Raw genomic sequence first — 19,434 nt, 5'->3', positions numbered from 1 at the left:
TTCTGTCTTTGTGAAGTGAATGTTTATCCCATTCTTAATTCACATTTCATGCCCTTCTTAACCTTCTCGCCTGGTGCAACGCTTTGTTTAATAACACGACCTCTACCAGTAAGTATTACTTTAATACCATGTTTCTCCATCAAGTAAACAGCGTCGCGAGCACCCATGCCATGGACGTCAGGGACTATGTTGGCTTTAGGTGTTTGCTCCTTTTGGAAGGTCAATGACTTTCCTTTTATGGTGGTTGTTCCCCATATAGGATTACCAAATGGGTAAGCACCGTTCCAACCATTCGTTATTTGGAAACCGAGAGAATTCAGCACATAGTCTGTTGCAAGCAGGTTGCCTGTCTTTGCTGTAGGGATTGTTACAGATGAAGCATCGTGTGCATCAGTAACATTCAGCTTCAGACTTTGTGCCATAATGCCTTCCGCAATGTGGTGGAATACAACACCACTCATGCCACCTCCGGATGCTGGAAGGCCTGTCTTCTGTATGCAGACAATACAACTGTAACGTGGTTTGTCGGCAGGGAAGAAGCCTGCAAAGCTGAGGAGATAGTTTGTTCCACCAGTCTTATAACCCAAGGCTCCCTTTGACATCTGGGCAGTACCAGTCTTACCTGCAACGAGGAATTTGTCAGAGCCAGCCTTCTTACCCAAGCCTTCAGAGACAACTTCCGTCAGAATGCGTGTAATATTCTTGATGGTACTTTCCTTTGCAATACGCTCTTTTAATACCTTTGGCGGATTGTTATAGATGACTTCGCCATTTTTTACAATCTGTTTTACAAATCGTGGCTGCATTAGCTTACCACCATTGGCAATCGCATTATAGAAGGTAAGAGTCGATATTGGTGGTATCTGTGTCTCGTAACCAATACTCATCCATGGCAGTGCAGTGGCACTCCAGTTGTCATACTGACCACGACTATTCTTATGTGGCATGCGGATTCGTGCTGGTGAATAGCCTACAATAGGGACATGGAAATCGGTTGCAAGACCTAAGTCGTAGATACCTTGAACGAATTTCTCTGGGTTGTTGTGGTAGTGCATGTCGATGATACGACTGACACCGATGTTTGAACTGTATTTCAAAGTCCATGGCAACGTCAGTGTTCCATATCCTCCACGTGTCCAGTTGTGGTCCTTCATGTCTCGTCCGTACATATTCCATACACCTGGTCCAGTCTGAACAGTGTACATAGTATCAACGAGCCCATCGTCAAGGATGGTCATAATAGAGGCTGTCTTAAAGACAGAGCCAGGCTCAAGCAAGTCACTTACGGCATGATTTTTAACCTCTCTATATTCGCCATCACTACATTTATCTAAGTTGACAATAGCCTTCACGTCACCAGTTGCGACTTCCATTACAATAGCAACACCTACGTTACCATTTACGTTAGGGTCTTTCAGCTCGTCTAATAAGGCACGCTCTGCTAAGTCTTGCATACTGACGTCAATGGTAGTTATGATGTCGGCACCATCAATAGGTGGTGTGTCTGTGATATCAAGGAACTTGTTACGAACCTTACGACGGTGGATGATACCATTTGTACCACGCAGAATAGAGTCGTATGAAAGCTCTAATCCACAGCGAGCTGTATCTTTTGCACCGAACATATCACCTATCGTTCGTTGAGCAAGTGAGCCAAACGGACGACGACGTGCATTGAACTCATCCCAGTGGAATCCACTCTTATATTTAGAAAGGTGGAAAATAGGGAGACTCTGTATCTCTTTAAACGTGTTATAGTCTATGCGCTCGTTCCATATTGCCCAATGCTTACTCTCCTTGTGGTAGCCTTCCATGAGGTACTTCTTGAAGTAGGCTGCTGATTTCTCTGGGAAGATGTTATTCAATCCCTTGCTGATATAGTTGATGCTATCGACGAACGCTGTATCGTTTCCAGCTGCTTTGAGTGCGTTGAAGTCCATGTAAACCTTAAATTCAGGTAATGAACTTGCCATAAGTTGCCCATTACAGCTTAGGATATTACCTCTGGTAGGCTTTACTGTGACGCTGTCTTTCTTTTGAGAAGCAGCAACTTCCAGCCAGTAGGTTCTACCTGCAGTCATGGTGTAGATTGTCTTACCAATAACAGCTACAGCTACAAGCGACATGATGATCGCTATAACGCTGTAGCGGGGCATTACTTTGCTATTATCAAACTTACTCATATCCTATTTCTCGGGTACATCTATAATATAAGGTGGACGGTCAGACATTTTCAGTACACTGTCCTTTCTTGTTTTCAATATCTCAAGTATATGGCTCTCACGTGTCTTCTCTGTGAGTTGACTACTACTTGAAAGCGCACGATACTTAGCGTCCTCTAACTCTTTTTGCAACTTATCAATCTCAATGAGGTACTTCTGTACACTGTATCGATTTGATATGTAGACGATAGTGAAAATCACAGCGGTGATAATCAACCAGATGTTATTACGTAGGAGTCGCGTAGAGAGGATGTCACCTCCAAGAATCTTTCTTAGTGTGAAGTTTGATGATTGTGGTTGCTCATCTTCGCGTGCTTGCTCCTCAATGGCTGCTTTAATCTTTTCTACTTCAACCTCTTCTTCTATTCTTTTTTCTTCCTCCTCCGTTAGTGGTGTTGCTACCTCGTTATTCGCAGTAGCTTCTTGTTGATCTTCTATAGTCTCTGCCTTAACGAGTGGCTCTGTGACGTTTATGCTCTCTTCAGTGAAAGCAGTCTGATCTTCTGTGAGAGGATGCTCCGTCAGCGTTGGATTCTTCTTGTCGTTCTCGTCATTCATTTGCTTTCTTTTCTGCTATTCTTAGTTTTGCACTTCGGCTTCGTGGGTTGCGTTCTTGTTCGTCGTTACTTGCAGTGATAACTTTGTTATTGACTAATCGGAATGGCGTTTCTATTCGTCCGAAGAAGTCTTGTTTCACTTTACCCTCTATATTTCCTGACTTCATAATGTTCTTTACCATTCTATCCTCTAAGGAGTGGTAGGTAATAACCGATAGTCTACCGCCAGGGCGAAGCAGTTCAGTTGCTGCCATAAGCATTTCCTTCAAGGCATCCATCTCGTGGTTTACTTCGATGCGAAGGGCTTGAAACATTTTTGCCATGTCTTTCTTTTCGCGTGCCCGCTGAAAGAAAGGTTCGATGGTTGTCAGTAAGTCGTTCGTTGTTTTATATGTTTTCTGTTCTCTTGCCTTAACAATGGCTGAGGCGATGCGGCGCGACTGCTTCAGTTCTCCGTAGAGGTAGAGTATGTCTGCCAATCGTTCTTCATCGTAGTCGTTGAGAATATTGGCAGCTGTTATTCCTGCTCGTTTGTTCATTCTCATGTCGAGTGGAGCTTCGAAGCGGAATGAGAACCCACGTGTCTCATCATCAAAGTGATGGCTGCTAACACCAAGGTCGGCAAGTAGTCCATCTATGTATTCTACGCCATAATACCGCATCCAGTTCTTTAGGTATCTGAAGTTGGAGCGAACAAAGGTGAAGCGGTATACCTGTTCCGCACTTAAGCCCATGTTGTCAGTATTCTGCTCGGCGTCAGCATCTTGGTCGAAGCTGTAAAGATGACTGTCCTCTGTTAAGCGAGAAAGAATCTCTCGGCTATGACCTCCGCCTCCGAAAGTTACATCCACGTAGACTCCGTTGGCATGTAGGTTCAATCCTTCAATGCTTTCGTTGAGGAGTACTGGGATATGATAACATTCTGCAGTCTTAATCATGCTGTTGATTCTTTTGTGGTTGACTAATCGTTGTTTTGTGAAGGGGTATCAAGCGAGATGGCTCCTTCCATGCCCATGGTTTCTTCCATGGCCTTGCTGAATTCTTCAGCCGACATGAATGGCTCGTTATTTTCACCGTTCGCCCAGATTTCAATGCAATCGTCCATTCCTGTAAACCTAATCTGCTGGTCGATATTCGCCATTTTTAGATATCGTTTTGGGATGAGGAAACGACCGTTCCCGTCCAATGTAATCATCTCAACATCTGTGACATACTGGCGATAAATCATCTGGTCGCGACGGCTCCAGCGACTCAAACGCTTGCGGAGTGCGTCCATTCGTTCGTTCCAAACAGACTCGGGGTAGAGAACTAAGCATGGCTCGAAGATATCTTTGCGCAATACCAACGATTCCTCGCCTGATGCGTTGAGCACCTTGCGGAAGACTGCAGGCAGGAAGGCTCTTCCTTTTGCGTCTGTTTTTGCTTCGATATTGCCTAAGAATCTCATGTTTATTTTTTATAAAGCTGTATTTGGCTTCAAAGTTACACATTTTTCCCCACATATCCCCACTATGCTCCACAATATTTTGTTAACGACCCCTATTTTTAGAATATTAACACTTTGGCCGACGTTTCTGTCCTCTTGTCAATTGCGCTTTGTGGTGTACTTGATTTTTGCTATGTGTTAAGAGTGTTGAGTGAGTTGTGTGATGGTTTGAAATATATTTACAATCGTGAGGGGTTAAAATGCTAATTTAGGTCTAAAAAGTACTATTCCGGATGCTTTTGTAAATATCAGAGAATCAAAGGGTTGTAAAAGTGGTTTCCAAAAGGTGCTTAATTGGACTTCAAAAGGGCGTTAGTAAGGCTCCTAAAGGGCACCTTTTGCAAGCTTATTGGGCGTCTTTAAGATGCTAAAAGAGCATATATTGAAATTGATGTTGTGAAATATTATTACAAAATACGTTTTTAAGTACGAGTTTTGTTGTTCCCTTTTTTGCTTTTATTTCCTTCTTTTTGAGTTGCCTTTCTTTCTGTCTTTTTGGCGTATCAAAGTAGGTTTTAGGACTCATTATGTGAAGTGGAGGATGCAAAAAATAGTGGGGTAAAATGGAGCATTTGGTTTTAAATGAGAGTAATCAACGCTGTTGTTGACATGATTTTTTCTGTTTAAACATATATTTTTTGCAAAAAACGCAAGCTATTCCAAATGGTTTCGTTATTTTTGCATTTTGTTAGGAGAGAATTGAGTACATGGGTGCAGAAATAGAGAAGACGATAGACATAGACAAGATTCTAAGAGATAAGATGGGGGCGAAGGCTAAATTCGTTCCTTCTTTTGCTGTCAATTGGCTAAAAAGAATCCTTCATGAAGATGAGGTTAATCAGTTTCTATGGGATAGTCGTGGTTTGTCAGGGACAGAATGGCTCACGGAGTGTGTTCGATATCTTGACATGACGCTGCAAATCGAAGGTTTAGAGAATCTTCCAGATAAGGATGATGGTAAACTTTATACCTTTGTGTCAAATCATCCCCTTGGTGGACAGGATGGTGTAGCATTGGGATCGATTATCGGTAAGCACTATGATGGCAGATTTCGCTATCTGGTTAATGACTTATTACTCAATCTTCCGGGCTTAAAACCAGTAAGTATTGGCATCAATAAAACTGGAAAACAGAGTCGAGATTTCCCTCGCATGGTTGAGGCTGGCTTTAAAAGTGATAATCATATTTTGATGTTCCCTGCTGGACTGAATAGTCGTAAGATTAATGGGAAGATTCATGACTTAGAGTGGAAGAAGACATTTGTCACCAAGAGTGTGGAGTATCAGCGTGATGTAGTTCCCATCTTCTTTGGCGGACGTAATTCTGATCGATTCTATCGTATTGCACATTTCAGTGATAAATACGTCAAGAAGGTGAACATAGCTATGTTGTTTCTTGTTGATGAGATGTACAAAAATGTGGGTAAAACGTTCCGTGTTGCGATAGGAAAGCCAATCCCTTGGCAGACGTTTGATAAGAGTCGCACACCGATGGAATGGGCGAAATATGTTGAAGACATGGTTTATGAACTCTAAAGTTTAGCCTTATTAAATGATAGAATAAAGAGTTCAATCAAGCGATTAGATTTAGAGAAAGAAAAAGATAGATAGAATATATGGAAGAAGAAATCATCCAACCCATTAGCAAGGAACTACTCAAGAGCGAGTTGACTCCTGAACGGATGCTTCGTTCGACGAACAAAAGTCACAATGAAATTTATGTTGTGACGGCTAAGATTGCGCCAAACGTGATGAAGGAGATTGGACGTCTGCGCGAAATAGCTTTTCGTTCGGCTGGGGGTGGTACGGGCAAATCGATGGATGTCGATGAGTTCGACACGATGGAGAATTGTTGTAGACAGTTGATTGTTTGGAACCCTGAAGCGGAAGAGATTATCGGTGGATATCGTTATATCTTTGGTAGCGAGTGGGAAATAGATAAAAACGGACAGCCAAAGGTCGCAACAAGTCATATGTTCCATTTCTCTGATAAGTTCATGAAGGAGTATGCTCCTTATACAGTTGAGCTTGGACGTTCTTTTGTTTCATTGGATTACCAGAACGTTCGTAAGAATTCTAAGAGCATCTTTGCGTTAGATAACCTTTGGGATGGACTTGGAGCGTTGACGGTGTTGTACCCTGAATGTAAGTATTTCTTCGGAAAGATGACCATGTATCCTTCTTATATCCGTCGTGGTAGGGATATGATTCTTTACTTTTTGAAGAAGTATTTTGATGATAAGGATGACCTTATTATACCGATTAAACCGTTAAAAATTGACACTCCAACCACTGAATTGGATGCTCTTTTCCAAGGAAATGGTTTTAAGGAGGACTATAGAATTTTAAATAGAGAGATACGTGAGTTGGGATATAACATCCCTCCTTTAGTGAATGCTTATATGAATCTTTCTCCAACGATGAAACTCTTCGGTACAGCTATTAACTATGGGTTTGGTGATGTAGAGGAAACTGGCATCCTTATAGCAGTTGATGAGATCTTCGAAGAGAAGCGTGTTCGTCATATTGAGAGCTTTGTAGATGAGCATCCAGAGGCACTGAAGTTCACAAGTGGTGCTAATAATGTTATCTATAAGGAGAAAGAAGAGCACTAATACGTTTCTTAGAACGATAAAAGAAAGGCAGGTAATCCGTTGATGTTTGGATTACCTGCCTTTCTTTTGGTACTTTCTTCGCCCCTTACAGTGTTAAGTAAAGATACGAAGAAAGTGTTAATTGTCGATGAAATCGCAATCTTTTATCTGATAAAGAGCAGTTCGCGATACTTCGGAAGTGTCCAAAGCTCATCGCTGACCACTAACTCTAATTTATCAATCTGATATCGGATGGCTTCCATCTTTGGTGCGATAGTATCATGATAAGCGATAGCTTTTTCGCGTTGACTTTCTATTTTGTTGGCTTGTTTACGTGCATTGACAAGTTCTTCAACACCAGTCTCGATGATATTAGTGCGTTCAGCAATCTCACGTATAATCTTTATGTTACGCTCGCTGAGCTGTTTACCCTCTACATCTCCGAAGATATTGACCATATTCTGCACATTCTTCGCTAACTGACTCTGGTAATGTGTTGCCACAGGGATGATATGATTCATCGCCAAATCGCCCATTACACGTGCTTCGATTTGTATCTTTTTGGTGTATGTCTCCCATTTTACCTCGTTACGTGCCTCCAACTCGTTACGTTTCATCACGTTCATCGACTCGAACATCTTGATAGAATCTTCGTCAAGGTAGCGGTCGAAGCACTTAGGACAACTTGATTCGCAATCAAGTCCACGCTTCTTGGCTTCTTCTTTCCAGCTATCAGAATATCCGTTTCCATCGAAGTGGATAGGCTTACAGGTCTTGATATCTTCACGAATGATATCGATGATTGCTGATGTTAGGTCTTCTCCTTTCGCAACCAAGGTGTCAACACGCTCGCTGAAACGCTCTAAAGCTTCTGCTACAGCAGTGTTCAGTACAATCATTGCAGATGCACAGTTAGCCTCAGAACCTACTGCACGGAACTCAAAGCGGTTACCTGTAAAGGCAAAAGGAGATGTACGGTTACGGTCGGTGTTATCGATAAGTAACTCTGGAATCTCTGGAATGTCCATCTGTAAACCAGTCTTTCCAGTAAGGCTAAAGATGTTCTCCTTGTCAGCCTTTTCTATATGCTCAAGGAGATCACTAATCTGTTTTCCGAGGAATGAGGAAATAATAGCAGGTGGTGCTTCGTTAGCTCCAAGACGATGATCGTTGGTTGCACTCATTACTGATGCTTTCAGAAGACCATTGTGCTTATAGACAGCCATCAAGGTTTCTACGATGAAGACTACGAAACGAAGGTTATCGTTAAGTGTCTTACCTGCTGCATGGAGGAGAATACCAGTGTCAGTGTTTAAGCTCCAGTTGTTATGCTTACCAGAACCATTGACTCCATCGAAAGGCTTCTCATGTAGAAGAACGCGGAAACTATGCTTGTGTGCAACCTTCTTCATGAGTGACATCAGTAGCATATTATGGTCTACAGCAAGGTTACATTCCTCAAAGATAGGAGCCAACTCAAACTGACCGGGGGCAACCTCATTGTGACGTGTCTTACAAGGAATACCTAATTCGAGTGCTTGTATCTCAAGATCCTTCATGAAAGCTTGTACACGCTCAGGGATTGTACCGAAGTAATGGTCGTCCATTTGCTGGTTCTTTGCAGAGTCATGCCCCATCAGCGTACGTCCTGTAAGCATAAGGTCAGGGCGAGCAAAGTACAAGTCTTCATCTACAAGGAAGTATTCTTGTTCCCATCCAAGGTTAGTGTGAACCTGCTTTACGTCTTGATAAAAGTATTGGCAAACCTTAGTTGCTGCAACATTAACAGCATGGAGTGATTTTAATAATGGTGCTTTGTAGTCGAGTGCTTCTCCTGTATAAGATATAAATATTGTAGGAATACAAAGTGTGTCTTCGATGATGAATACAGGACTGGTTGGGTCCCAGGCTGAATAGCCACGTGCTTCAAAGGTATTGCGGATTCCTCCATTAGGGAAAGAACTGGCGTCAGGTTCCTGTTGAACGAGTAGTTTTCCTGAGAATTCTTCAATCATTCCTCCTTTGCCATCATGCTCGACAAAGGCATCGTGTTTCTCTGCTGTACCTTCTGTTAGCGGTTGGAACCAGTGGGTGTAGTGAGTTGCTCCATGTTCCTCTGCCCATTTCTTCATGCCTTGCGCTACTGCATCTGCGATGGAACGGTCTAATCGTGAACCATTGTCAATGACGTCTATCAGCTTTTGGTACACATCAACAGGGAGATACTTGTACATTCTTGCACGATTAAAGACGTACTTACCATAGAACTGTTCTGGACGTTCTGTAGGTGTCTTGACTTCTAAGGGGCGTTTTTTGAATGCTTCTTCAACAGCTCCAAATCTTAAATTTGCCATATCTTTTGTCTTATAATGAAAGTTCTATCTGCAAAATTAGTTATTTTCAGATTATCTGGCAAAGTATTTAAGGATATTATTCTCTATTATTACAGCCTAATAATTTTTAATCGAAATTGTACTTTAAAGCTGATAGTTATGCTCTTTTCATTCCTATTGTCTTTGATAAAGGAAGCCTCTTAATCCAATAATGTCATTTCATTTTGGGCTATACAACTCTTTGATAACAGCAAACGGCTTTCATCTTAGTCGTATATTATAAGGTATTTAACCCTCCGCACGTATGGTGTTAGTGCTTCGCACGGTTGGTGCTCATGCTCCGCACAGTTGGTGTTTACCAAGAACACGACATGGAACAAGCTATAATACAATGGATAAAGATGGTTGGGAAGAGGTGTGTTTGCCTCATTGTGAATTATAAGGTAGGCTTCTAAAGAATTGTTTATGTGTGAAGTTCTTATGAAACCACGCGATTTATCGGCTCAAACTATAGAAAAGAAAAAAGTGTATATCTGCTCACGCAGACATACACTCAGCCACTTAACTAAATAACTCAAAAAATTATTTGACTCAAAAAATCATTAGGCAATCTTCTCACGAGGACCATCCTAATTAGTTTAATTTGACTATTAACTTACTAATAACTATTTAAACGTAATTTGATTGCTACTCAAGAAATATCTTTAATTGATATTACAAAGATAGTTATTTTGTGGGAAAAAAGATGTCTGTGCAAATAAATTATATTTGTTATAAGACTTATTTTTTATTATAACTACCTTTTATACCCTTTTAAAACGTCATTTTTCGCCCATTTCATCGATTAAACTTCATCTTCAAGCGATTCTGTGTTTTGAGGTCTTTTAGTGTCGCTAAGCCTCTTCCTATAAATGGTTGGAGCTACTCCGAACCTCTTTTTGAAGGCTTTACTCATAGCCGCAAGGTCGCTATAACCACATTCGTATGCGATTTCTGAGATGTTTTTGTCATCGTTTTTGAGTAACTCGCGGCAATGAATCATACGACATTCGCTTTGCCAAGATAGGAATGTCTTACCCGCAAACTCATAGATATAGTAGGAGAGGGCTACGGTCTGTATTCCTATAGATGCTGCCGTCTTCTCCATTGTAAGCTCTGTATCAGCCAATGGGAATGGGTCCTGATGAAGCCACTTGTCTATTTTCTCTTTAATAGAGTTGCCTTTGTTATAGTTGTTTGACTCCAAAATCATAATGTGTTTATGTAGATTCACGTAAAAACGTGTGATTGCTATGACAGTAAATATGATACAAATCTTTAATAAGGCATGGTAAATTGTAGACGGAACAAGCTGTCCTATCGTTATCATTATGAGGAGTATTCCCGTCCCTAAATAGAGTTTGTTGCGTCGTGCTATACCTCTAAGATCTCCATTTTCATCGATAATTTGATGCTTATACTTAATCTGTTGTGTTACAATCTCTATAATCATCAATAGCTTGCAGAAGAGGATACCTGCTGAAAAGATAATACGCATTAATGCTTGTATTGGCATCGTTTGCTGGAGATCAGCCTGTAGTTGACTGTAATTCTGGTAATGATGAATGTCTCCGTTCGCTGCATATATCATCTGTGGGACAAGTAGTGATAGCGGTAGGAGGTTATAGAATAACAGAGCATACGTATTCTTGTAAATCTTTCCATTGCTGAATGTCGTGCATGTGATAAGGAAAGACTCCCAGAGAAGGTATAATGATAATATCGATGGAACACATAATATTTCGGTCTCATCGTTCTCACTCCGAATAAAATGACAGCAAAGATATAGAAGAAGAAGGGCATAGTCCAATATAATTATTCTACGCTTAAAAGTGAGTGGACCACTTGGTGACTTCCAATACATCAATGCAATGATGGCAAAGCATATAGCCGAAGCAATTATAGCTGCCAATGAGGTTGCATAACTTAGTATCATGATATATTTGTGTTGTTGTCTAATACAAAGATAATAAAATAATCTCAGAAAACCTCACTCTTTCCTTTTTAGTACGGTCTTTGCTGGGATTTTATGTTGTATGACAACGTCTCAGAGGTTGATTTATTTTGTTAGGTCTTCTTTTTTGACGTTTTTTGATAGTTTGATTACCTTGAGAAGCATGGTAATCCCTCTTTTTATAAGATTGTAAAGGTTTTGTTTAGTCTTTAAGTTACCATTGTTTTCATAATTAATCGTATGTCATTATAGGTTATATCTGAAGGGCATAACTCCTTAATAGGGTTCATTCCGCTCTCTGTTCCAACAGCTTTAATTATCCGCTTGATGATATTTATTTTCTTTTCATCAATCACTTCTTCAAGCTTTATGTCTCCATTTAGGATGTAAGATACGAGATGTCCTTGGATTGTACCTTCTGTTAACCCTCGCTCTTTGGCAATCTCTTCAACGCTTTTTCCAGTTTTGAAGAGGTTATATGTCTGTTCAGAAGTGCTTATTTTCTTCTCTTTAGGTTTGTCTTTATCTTCTTTTCTCTTTCTTCTTTTTCTCTCGTTTCCATCGGAAATACTATTGAGAATAGCCTCTTGCTTTGCTGTGAGGTAGGTAGTAATCGAGAAACCATCTTCCATTATGCTTTCTAACAGATCATGCTTTGCCAGATAAGTCTGTTTAAGTTCAGTGTAAGCGTTGTCAAAACGTTTAGCACCTATTTTATTATTTGTCTGTACTTCCTTGGTCAACTCTATCATTCTACTGAAGATTTCGGTCAACTCACTATGGAAGTAGAGCGCTCCTTTCTTTATTCTCTCCTTGAAATCCTCTTCGTGAAGCTGCTCGGTTGTCATCTTTTTGATAAGATTCTCCCATTTCATCGATACTTGAATGATGCGTGACTCTAAGTCAGTAAGCGCCATCTTATGCAGTGCATTTATCTTTGTAAACTTGAAGAAGAACTCTGTTAATACCCTAAAGAGAGCCGTTTCGTAGGTTTTTATCTCGTTGAAATTGAATAATTCGATAAGTAATTGGCGATGGTATTCTTCTTTCAAGGCAGGTAAAGCGGAGATACTCTTTTCAGCTTCTTCTGTTTGATGTGAGATATACTCACTTACACGGTTATCATTTATAATCGCAGTATTACCAATCGGAGATGCCAAAACCAAACCTTCTAAGGTCTTACAACGACTTAATGCAACATAAACCTGTCCCGAAGCAAAGGATGCTTGCGCATCTATAATAGCATGTTCAAAGGTAAGTCCTTGGCTTTTATGTATCGTGATAGCCCACGCCAGACGCAGTGGATACTGCCTAAAAGTCCCCTGCACCTCTGCTTCTATTTGTTTTGTTTTCTCGTTTAAGGTGTATTTAGTGTTCTCCCATGTCTCAACTTCAACCTCAAATTCCTCATCCTCTCCAGGGCAAAGAACGTATATCTTCTCGTTATCAACATGGGTGATGTGTCCAATACGCCCATTATAGTAACGTCCATTGTTATCATTACGTATGAACATCACCTGCGCACCCGTCTTCAGCGTAAGGTTGAAGTCCGTTGGGTAGTTGTATTCAGGGAAGTTACCATCGGTTTCTGCGCTAAAGGTATAAGCTTTTGCGGGATGTTTACGAAGTTGGTCTTCGTTATAGCTTTCCGCCAGTCTGTTATGTGTTGTCAATCGAATATAATCACTACCCTCCTTTGGTTGGAACGTTGGATCATATCTTTCGTTGAGGCGCTGGAGGTCATCTGCAGAAACTTTTCCCTCTCTTATATTATTAAGTAAGGTGATGAAGGTCGCATCTTGCTGTCGATAGACGTGGGTTAGCTCAATAGTTACATAGCTAATGCTGCGTAATGCCTTTGAACCAAAGAAATAAGGAGTGTCATAATACTGTCGTAATAGTTCCTCTTCTTCAGGAGTTACAACGGGAGTAAGCTGTTGTAAGTCGCCTATCATCAGGAGTTGTACACCACCAAAGGGCTTATCTGGCTCACGAAAACGACGTAAAACGGAGTCAATTGCATCAAGAACATCAGCTCGTACCATACTAATCTCGTCAATGATAAGCAAGTCGAGAGTACGCATAATCTTGCGTTTCTCTTTGCTATAATCAAATCGATTCTTGATGTTAGTATTGGGTACGAAAGGCGAGAGGGGCAACTGGAAGAAAGAATGAATCGTCATACCGCCCGCATTGATAGCAGCCACGCCAGTAGGAGCAACAATAATATTTCTTTTATTGCTGCGTTCCTTGAGTGTCCGAAGGAAGGTGGTTTTACCTGTTCCAGCCTTTCCTGTGAGAAAAATACTTATTCCAGTGTGTTCTACAAAGTCCCACGCATTGCGTAATTCTTGATTTTTCTCCATTCTTTTCGTGCCTTTTTGCTTGCGGCTGGCAAAGTTAGTTTAAATAATTGAGAAAAGCAAGTGATATTTCTTTGATTTACGTCAATTGACTTGATACAGGCTAATTAAAAGGTAGATTCCTAAGTTTATTGTTTGTATCTTTTGTTGGATGTTTTGTTTTTGCCTAACTTTGCACTCGTAATTAAAGGATAACATATTAATGAACAGGGGGAAAAAGGTTCCCCATTAAAGGTAAAAAGATTATGATTTCAGTAGTATTATCAGCTGTAGTAGTTGCAGCATTAGTAGCAAAGGCAGTTAACTTGAATAATCACATCGCTGCCTAATTAAGAAAGTAATTTAGAAATTTGAGAGTAGTAACAAGGTCCCGTCTGCGTTTATAACGTAGTCGGGATTTTTGTTTTTCTTTGTTTTTAAGTACCGTCTTTCGCTTGTTTATACTCCCTTCTTTCCTTTTCGAAAACCGGTTTTTGTATTCAGAGGGTGTGAAATAACTTTACAAAAAGAACGTAAAGGAAGTCTGATATTCAAGAAAAAATGCCCATTACTTCAGCTTTTGTAACTATCTTAAAATCAGTGTTATATGGAATCGCGTTTTAAAAGGTGCTTAATAAGGGTTCAAAAGGGCGTTAGTTAGACCTCAAAAGGGCACCTTTTGCAAGGCTATTAAGCCTTAGTTAGCGTCCAATTAAGCCTCTTTAATTTCTGAGTCTTTGAATTTTTATTACAAAGCTAATAAAGAATACGAGTTCTTACTTTAGGGTTTCAGGATTTTGGAATGATAAGGTTTGCCACTTAAGGTTAGGTTTCTGACGAAAAGTCACACGGAGGCACGGAGAGGACGGAGGATTATTAAAACAAAGCAATGGAAGTCACGGAGGCACCGTCGGTGCATAGAGCGATGGAGCTTGTTTGCACACTTTTTTAGTAACTTTATGCCCAAAGCATTTATTCCAAAAGTTATTAAGAATCTGTACGCTATACCTCAGTTGCTCTTTGTGCTGTCAGCACCTCCGTGATATAGCGTTTACCTCCGTCCCCTCCGTGACTCCGTGTGCCTATTATATAAGACTTTTTGTTGAGTACTCCATATTTCGGAAGAACCTTACTCATCCTTTGAGCCTGTCATCAAATTAGGATGATTGTTCTATTTCTGGTTTACTCCATATCCAAAGAGGGCAAAATCAGCTTTTAGAGGGTCATTAGGGAAGATTTCTAACAGTTTATCGGTTAGTTTTCGTGCAACCGACATAGAAGCAGTCTTGCTTGTGATGAGACCTAATTGCAGAGACTGCTGTATGACATGAGTATCAAGAGGGATGATGAGCGAACGTTGGTCGATAAGATCTGACCATAGTCCAAGGTCTACTGTAGAGTCGGTTCGAACCATCCAGCGTAGGAACATACATACACGTTTACAGCTTGAATTCGTGTTTTTGGGTACGATTCCGACTGCTTCATGTTTAAAAAAATGGTCACAAATAGCTTCAATAGCGGTAATTGCATCAGTCTTTTTACTTCCCTTTTGGAGGTTTGCATAGCTGCGAATGTAATTCTCCATGTCGCCATACTCCTCATACATCTTTCGTAGTGCGTGGAAGAGGTCGCACATCATAGCATTGGTATACAAGCGATAGAAGCATTGATTGTCATTAGGAATGTCGAGTGCGTATCTTCCTGTTTTAATCCATTCGTAGGGTTCGCTACGTGAGCAATCGAGCAGATATTGTATGCGAGGCAGGAAAACTTGTCGTGAACCATAACTTAGGCAAGCAGCAATAAAAGCGATGGTTTCTTGATTTCTTTTGCCAATCACCTGGTGCATAAACCATGATGGGTCGCCATTGAGAAAGGACGAAGTTTCATATTTGTTAGCAAGGGTAAGGAGTCTTTTTCGTAATGACTTCGTTTCTATATCCTTAGAAAAAGACCTCACCATCCCTTCCTCTCCAAGTGAAGAGTGAAGTGAATGGTGAGGTTGCTTTTGATCCCTTAGATTTTTGCTATCTTTGCTTATCGTCTTCGTTTTCTTACTGCTTGTGTCTTGAGCTTTAGACATAGTTGTCTCGTTTCTTTTTTATCACATCTCTTTTAGTAGGGAGCGTTTTTTTGAATTTTTTATTATCGGCGTTCTCTTATTATTATGAGCGTGTTATCGACTTTCTTTTACTATGTCTTCCATTGCAAGACTTAGTCTTCTGCAAGGATTTGAGCAGCGTGATCCTTAGTCTTAATTTGCTTTGGACCGAGGATGCGCTCAATGATACCATCTTCATTGATGATGAAAGTAGTGCGGAATGTACCCATGTAGGTGCGGCCATACATCTTCTTTTCACCATAAACACCGAATGTCTCAACGAGCTTTAAGTCGGTATCGGCAATGAGTGGGAAAGGAAGTTCGTTCTTCTCAATAAACTTCTTGTGTGACTTCTCGTCCTGTATACTTGCTCCAATAATCACATATCCCTTGTCTCTTAATTCCTTGTAGTTATCACGAAGGTTGCATGCCTGTGCTGTGCAGCCTGATGTTGAATCCTTAGGGTAGAAATAAAGAACAATCTTTTGTCCTTTATAATCGCTCAACTTAATTTCTTTTCCATCCTGATCAGTACCCAGAATCTCTGGTGCTTTATCTCCTACGTTCATATTCTTTCTGTTTTTAATTGATGATTTATCCGAATGCAAAGATACTGAAAAGAAATGAAATGATTACAGTTATAGGAGATAAAGATTCTATAAAACTGCTTTTCAGATATTAGTTGGGTGGGGAACAGGATGAATTTTGCACAATAGAGGAATCATCTTGTACTTCTATAAAAAAGGTGTGGGATCTCATCTCACGATGAAATCCCACTGGTAACTAAAAATATCCCATTGAAAATAGGATTTTGGTAGTTATTTTTATTTATGCTAATCTGAAAAGATTCAGTATGTATGTTTCCTTTTTTATTATATTTTAGCAGGTGAATTTAGGCAAGACTTATGATGTTTGTCTGTACATCTATTTGTTTCTTGCAGAACGATGTCTTTGTTTCTTATTCCGTCTTTACTGAAAGAATGTTGTTTTGTAAGCTTACCTACTGCTGCTTGAAATCTTGAATCTTAATCTGTTTATTATGTTCCTGTGATGCTCTTTATGCTCAGTAATGCATATAACTTGCGCTGTTATGCAAAAACTTTTTACTATTTTATCTACAATTAAAATTATTGTTGGGTGCAAATATACAATATTTTATTGAATTAATAGATAAATAATACTATTTCTTATCAATAATATGAGAATTAAGGAAAGTATCATGTTTCTCGTTGTACTTGTTAAATTATGACAAAATACTTTGTTGCTACACCTATAATAGAGGATAATGTGTCTGATTTTTAGGGCTTAAAGATTATTCTATTCGTAAAATATTTAGTTCTAATTTACGGTGAAATCAGTGTTTTTTATGCTTAATCTGATAAAAGAATGACTATGAAATCTCATTCTTATTTTTCTCTTTTTTCATCCTTCTCTGTGCTCAAAAAGGTTGCTTGTGGTTATTTATTCATTGTATTTTGATTTTAGTTTTGTCGATAGGAAGACTTTTGATTTTTGTTTAACAAAAACTACTTTGATACGAGAAGGTAGAAGTTTAAAAAAGAAACGTCCAAAAGTAAGAAGGGAGTGGATCCTTTTTGTAGGACACACTCCCTTTATATTAGGTATAAAACTCTGTGGTCATTGCTTAATAGATAGTGACACTACAGAGCTTATAAGGCATATCAAATGATATGTACATTATCAAAATATTCTCTTACCAGATGTGTGCACGATTCTGCTGAGGAACGAAGAGTTTGTCATCTTCTTTGATGTCGAAAGCCTTATACCAGTTATCAATCATTGGAAGGGCTGCATTCACACGGCTGATACTTGGTGAGTGAACATCAGAATTGACAATATAAGCAACAAACTGAGGAGCAACGTTACTTGCCCAAACACGTCCCCAAGCGAGGAAGAAACGCTGTGCAGGTGTGAATCCGTCCATATCGCTCAATGGTTTTACTTTCATACTGTTTTCAAGTGCACGGAAGGCAATGTTCAAACCTCCGTTATCACCGATGTTTTCACCGAGTGTCTTCTCACCGTTAACATACAAGCCAGGGATTACTTCCTGCTTGTTGAACCAGTCTACAAGAACCTTTGTACGAGCGTCATAGTTCTTCTTATCCTCTTCTGTCCACCAGTTCTTCATATTACCATCCTTATCAAATTGACAACCTTGGTCGTCAAATCCGTGGCTCATCTCATGACCAATGACAGCACCGATAGCACCATAATTAGCTGCATCATCCACTGTTGGATCGAAGAAAGGAGGCTGGAGAATAGCTGCAGGGAAGTTAATACTGTTGGTTGTTGGGTCATAGTAAGCATTAACCGTCTGTGGAGTCATGTGCCATTCCTTCTTGTCAACAGGTTTACCCCAGCGTTTAGCAATACGGTACTTCATAGCTGCTTCCTGTACAGCCTTCACGTTTTCAATCAATGACTTATTGTCATCAATCACGAAAACGCTATCCATATTCTGCCATTTATCAGGATAGCCAATCTTGATGTCGAATGCCTGTAGCTTCTCCAAAGCCTTCTGCTTTGTTGCAGCAGTCATCCATGTGTTCTCTTCAATGCGCTGTGCAAAAGCATCTTGGAGGTTCTTTACCAATGTAATCATACGTTGCTTGCTGCTCTCAGGGAAGTATTTCTGTACGTAGAGCTTACCTACAGCCTCACCCATGATACCCTGTACGAAAGACAAAGCACGCTTCCAACGTGGCTGTTGCTGCTGAACACCATATGCCACCTTGGTATATTCAAAGTTACGATCAGAGAAGTTATCAGACAACATACCTGCAGAACTTGAGATAACAGCAAGTTCCATGTAGGCTTTCAATGCGTCTAACGGAGCTGTAGCAAGTATCTTCTCAACTTCATGTACAGGCTCTGGCTGTCCAACATCTACCTTTCCACCGTTATTTGGATAGCCGGAAGCCTTCAAAAGGTAGTTCCAATCGACACCAGGATAGTTTTTCAAGAGTTGCTCCCAAGTCATTGGGTGATAGTTAGCTTGTGGGTCGCGTGACTTTACTTGGTCATAGCTAACCTTTGCAATCTGGTTCTCAATAGAGAAAGCAGCCTCCATCTTCTTCTTAGCAGTTGCAGCATCGTTGCCAGTCATCTTGAACAAATCGTTGTTCAGACTCTTATATGCTGCTATAACAGCCTTCTGTTGGTCGTTAGGCTTTGTGTAATATTCAGGGTCAAGACCAAGACCGCCTTGTGAGATACCAATGATATAACGGTCAGAGTTCATCGCATCTACTGTCATACCAAAGCCAACAGGGAAGGTGCCATAGCCTTTCACGTCGAGGTCATACATCAGTTTGATGAGTTCCTTACGATTCTTTGCTGCACGAATCTTAGCCAATACAGGCTTAATAGGGGTATATCCCTCACGATTGCGGCGTACGCTATCCATGTAAAGGTTGTAGATAGAAGCAATCTTCTGTGCTACAGTGCCTTTCGTTTGTGGTTTCTTAGCATAGTCCTCAACCATTTCACGGATGCGTTTCTTGTTCAATTCTTCCAAATCAACAAAGGCACCGTTCATTGGATGCTCCTTGTCAAGCGGATGGCTCTTCAACCAGTTACCTGCAGCATACTCATAGAAGTTCTCACCGGGCTTCACGTTGAAGTCCATGTTGTTGCGGTCTACGCCCGACTTCAGTCCCTGTGCCATAGCTGATGTAGCTATGAATGAGGCTGCAAAAAGTAAGATTTTTGCTTTCATGTGCTTATTATTTTATCTGTTAAATATATACTTTTCTGCCATTTAATGTTACTTCTTCTCACCTT

The 19,434-nt window shown here is 40.3% G+C and carries 12 protein-coding genes; 2 read left to right on the top strand and 10 right to left on the bottom strand.

Annotated elements, in window-relative coordinates; translation table 11 throughout:
- Positions 1–23: 23 nt before the first annotated feature.
- From J4861_RS10640 to mraZ, 4 genes are read right to left on the bottom strand one after another with little or no spacing between them, the layout of a single operon-like run.
- Complete coding sequence (locus J4861_RS10640; RefSeq protein ID WP_211816809.1) at positions 24–2,183, bottom strand: penicillin-binding protein; 2,160 nt, start codon at positions 2,181–2,183, stop codon at positions 24–26.
- Positions 2,184–2,186: 3 nt separating this feature from the next.
- On the bottom strand, positions 2,187–2,780 hold the full coding sequence (locus J4861_RS10635; protein ID WP_013264632.1) for an FtsL-like putative cell division protein: 594 nt from the start codon (positions 2,778–2,780) through the stop codon (positions 2,187–2,189).
- A complete protein-coding gene (rsmH, locus tag J4861_RS10630) occupies positions 2,773–3,717 on the bottom strand; it encodes a 16S rRNA (cytosine(1402)-N(4))-methyltransferase RsmH (protein WP_211816808.1) in 945 nt (314 codons plus the stop codon). The genes J4861_RS10635 and rsmH overlap by 8 nt, the downstream gene beginning before the upstream one ends.
- 23 nt (positions 3,718–3,740) lie before the next feature.
- Positions 3,741–4,226 (bottom strand): division/cell wall cluster transcriptional repressor MraZ, encoded by a 486-nt coding sequence (gene mraZ, locus J4861_RS10625; protein ID WP_036921513.1) that lies wholly within the window; start codon positions 4,224–4,226, stop codon positions 3,741–3,743.
- A gap of 746 nt (positions 4,227–4,972) precedes the next feature.
- On the opposite strand from mraZ, the gene glsA reads away from it, so the two are divergent.
- Both glsA and glsB read left to right on the top strand, forming a co-directional pair.
- Positions 4,973–5,800 carry a lyso-glycine lipid O-acyltransferase GlsA gene (gene glsA / locus J4861_RS10620; protein WP_211816807.1) on the top strand — a complete coding sequence of 276 codons (828 nt, stop codon included), beginning with the start codon at positions 4,973–4,975 and terminating at the stop codon, positions 5,798–5,800.
- An 80-nt stretch (positions 5,801–5,880) separates the two neighbouring features.
- A complete protein-coding gene (gene glsB, locus J4861_RS10615; RefSeq protein WP_211816806.1) occupies positions 5,881–6,879 on the top strand; it encodes a glycine N(alpha)-acyltransferase GlsB in 999 nt (332 codons plus the stop codon).
- 143 nt (positions 6,880–7,022) lie between these two features.
- Here glsB and J4861_RS10610 read toward each other — a convergent pair whose 3' ends face one another.
- The 6 genes from J4861_RS10610 to J4861_RS10585 form a co-directional block, all read right to left on the bottom strand.
- A complete protein-coding gene (locus J4861_RS10610) occupies positions 7,023–9,212 on the bottom strand; it encodes a glutamine synthetase III family protein (RefSeq protein ID WP_211816805.1) in 2,190 nt (729 codons plus the stop codon).
- Between the two features lie 823 nt (positions 9,213–10,035).
- Complete coding sequence (locus J4861_RS10605; protein ID WP_211816804.1) at positions 10,036–11,166, bottom strand: helix-turn-helix domain-containing protein; 1,131 nt, start codon at positions 11,164–11,166, stop codon at positions 10,036–10,038.
- Between the two features lie 227 nt (positions 11,167–11,393).
- Positions 11,394–13,550 (bottom strand): helix-turn-helix domain-containing protein, encoded by a 2,157-nt coding sequence (locus J4861_RS10600; RefSeq protein WP_211816803.1) that lies wholly within the window; start codon positions 13,548–13,550, stop codon positions 11,394–11,396.
- A gap of 1,147 nt (positions 13,551–14,697) precedes the next feature.
- Positions 14,698–15,489 (bottom strand): TIGR02757 family protein, encoded by a 792-nt coding sequence (locus tag J4861_RS10595; RefSeq protein ID WP_211817783.1) that lies wholly within the window; start codon positions 15,487–15,489, stop codon positions 14,698–14,700.
- A 251-nt stretch (positions 15,490–15,740) separates the two neighbouring features.
- Positions 15,741–16,196, bottom strand: a complete 456-nt coding sequence (gene bcp, locus J4861_RS10590; protein ID WP_013264261.1) for a thioredoxin-dependent thiol peroxidase — start codon at positions 16,194–16,196, stop codon at positions 15,741–15,743.
- 1,145 nt (positions 16,197–17,341) lie between these two features.
- Entirely contained in the window at positions 17,342–19,369 is a 2,028-nt protein-coding gene (locus J4861_RS10585; protein ID WP_211816802.1) for a M13 family metallopeptidase, read from the bottom strand.
- Positions 19,370–19,434: the final 65 nt, after the last annotated feature.

It is taken from the genome of Prevotella melaninogenica (assembly GCF_018127925.1).
In the GTDB taxonomy this organism is placed as follows: Bacteria; Bacteroidota; Bacteroidia; order Bacteroidales; family Bacteroidaceae; genus Prevotella; species Prevotella melaninogenica_C.
The sequence above is the reverse complement of the archived record's forward strand: the minus strand, read 5'-3'. Positions and strand labels throughout refer to the sequence as shown.

Bases quoted from the DNA above. Each gene is read 5' to 3' on its own strand.
- J4861_RS10640 (WP_211816809.1), bottom strand. From the start codon at position 2,183: ATGAGTAAGTTTGATAATAGCAAAGTAATGCCCCGCTACAGCGTTATA.
- J4861_RS10635 (WP_013264632.1), bottom strand. From the start codon at position 2,780: ATGAATGACGAGAACGACAAGAAGAATCCAACGCTGACGGAGCATCCT.
- rsmH (WP_211816808.1), bottom strand. From the start codon at position 3,717: ATGATTAAGACTGCAGAATGTTATCATATCCCAGTACTCCTCAACGAA.
- mraZ (WP_036921513.1), bottom strand. From the start codon at position 4,226: ATGAGATTCTTAGGCAATATCGAAGCAAAAACAGACGCAAAAGGAAGA.
- glsA (WP_211816807.1), top strand. From the start codon at position 4,973: ATGGGTGCAGAAATAGAGAAGACGATAGACATAGACAAGATTCTAAGA.
- glsB (WP_211816806.1), top strand. From the start codon at position 5,881: ATGGAAGAAGAAATCATCCAACCCATTAGCAAGGAACTACTCAAGAGC.
- J4861_RS10610 (WP_211816805.1), bottom strand. From the start codon at position 9,212: ATGGCAAATTTAAGATTTGGAGCTGTTGAAGAAGCATTCAAAAAACGC.
- J4861_RS10605 (WP_211816804.1), bottom strand. From the start codon at position 11,166: ATGATACTAAGTTATGCAACCTCATTGGCAGCTATAATTGCTTCGGCT.
- J4861_RS10600 (WP_211816803.1), bottom strand. From the start codon at position 13,550: ATGGAGAAAAATCAAGAATTACGCAATGCGTGGGACTTTGTAGAACAC.
- J4861_RS10595 (WP_211817783.1), bottom strand. From the start codon at position 15,489: ATGGTGAGGTCTTTTTCTAAGGATATAGAAACGAAGTCATTACGAAAA.
- bcp (WP_013264261.1), bottom strand. From the start codon at position 16,196: ATGAACGTAGGAGATAAAGCACCAGAGATTCTGGGTACTGATCAGGAT.
- J4861_RS10585 (WP_211816802.1), bottom strand. From the start codon at position 19,369: ATGAAAGCAAAAATCTTACTTTTTGCAGCCTCATTCATAGCTACATCA.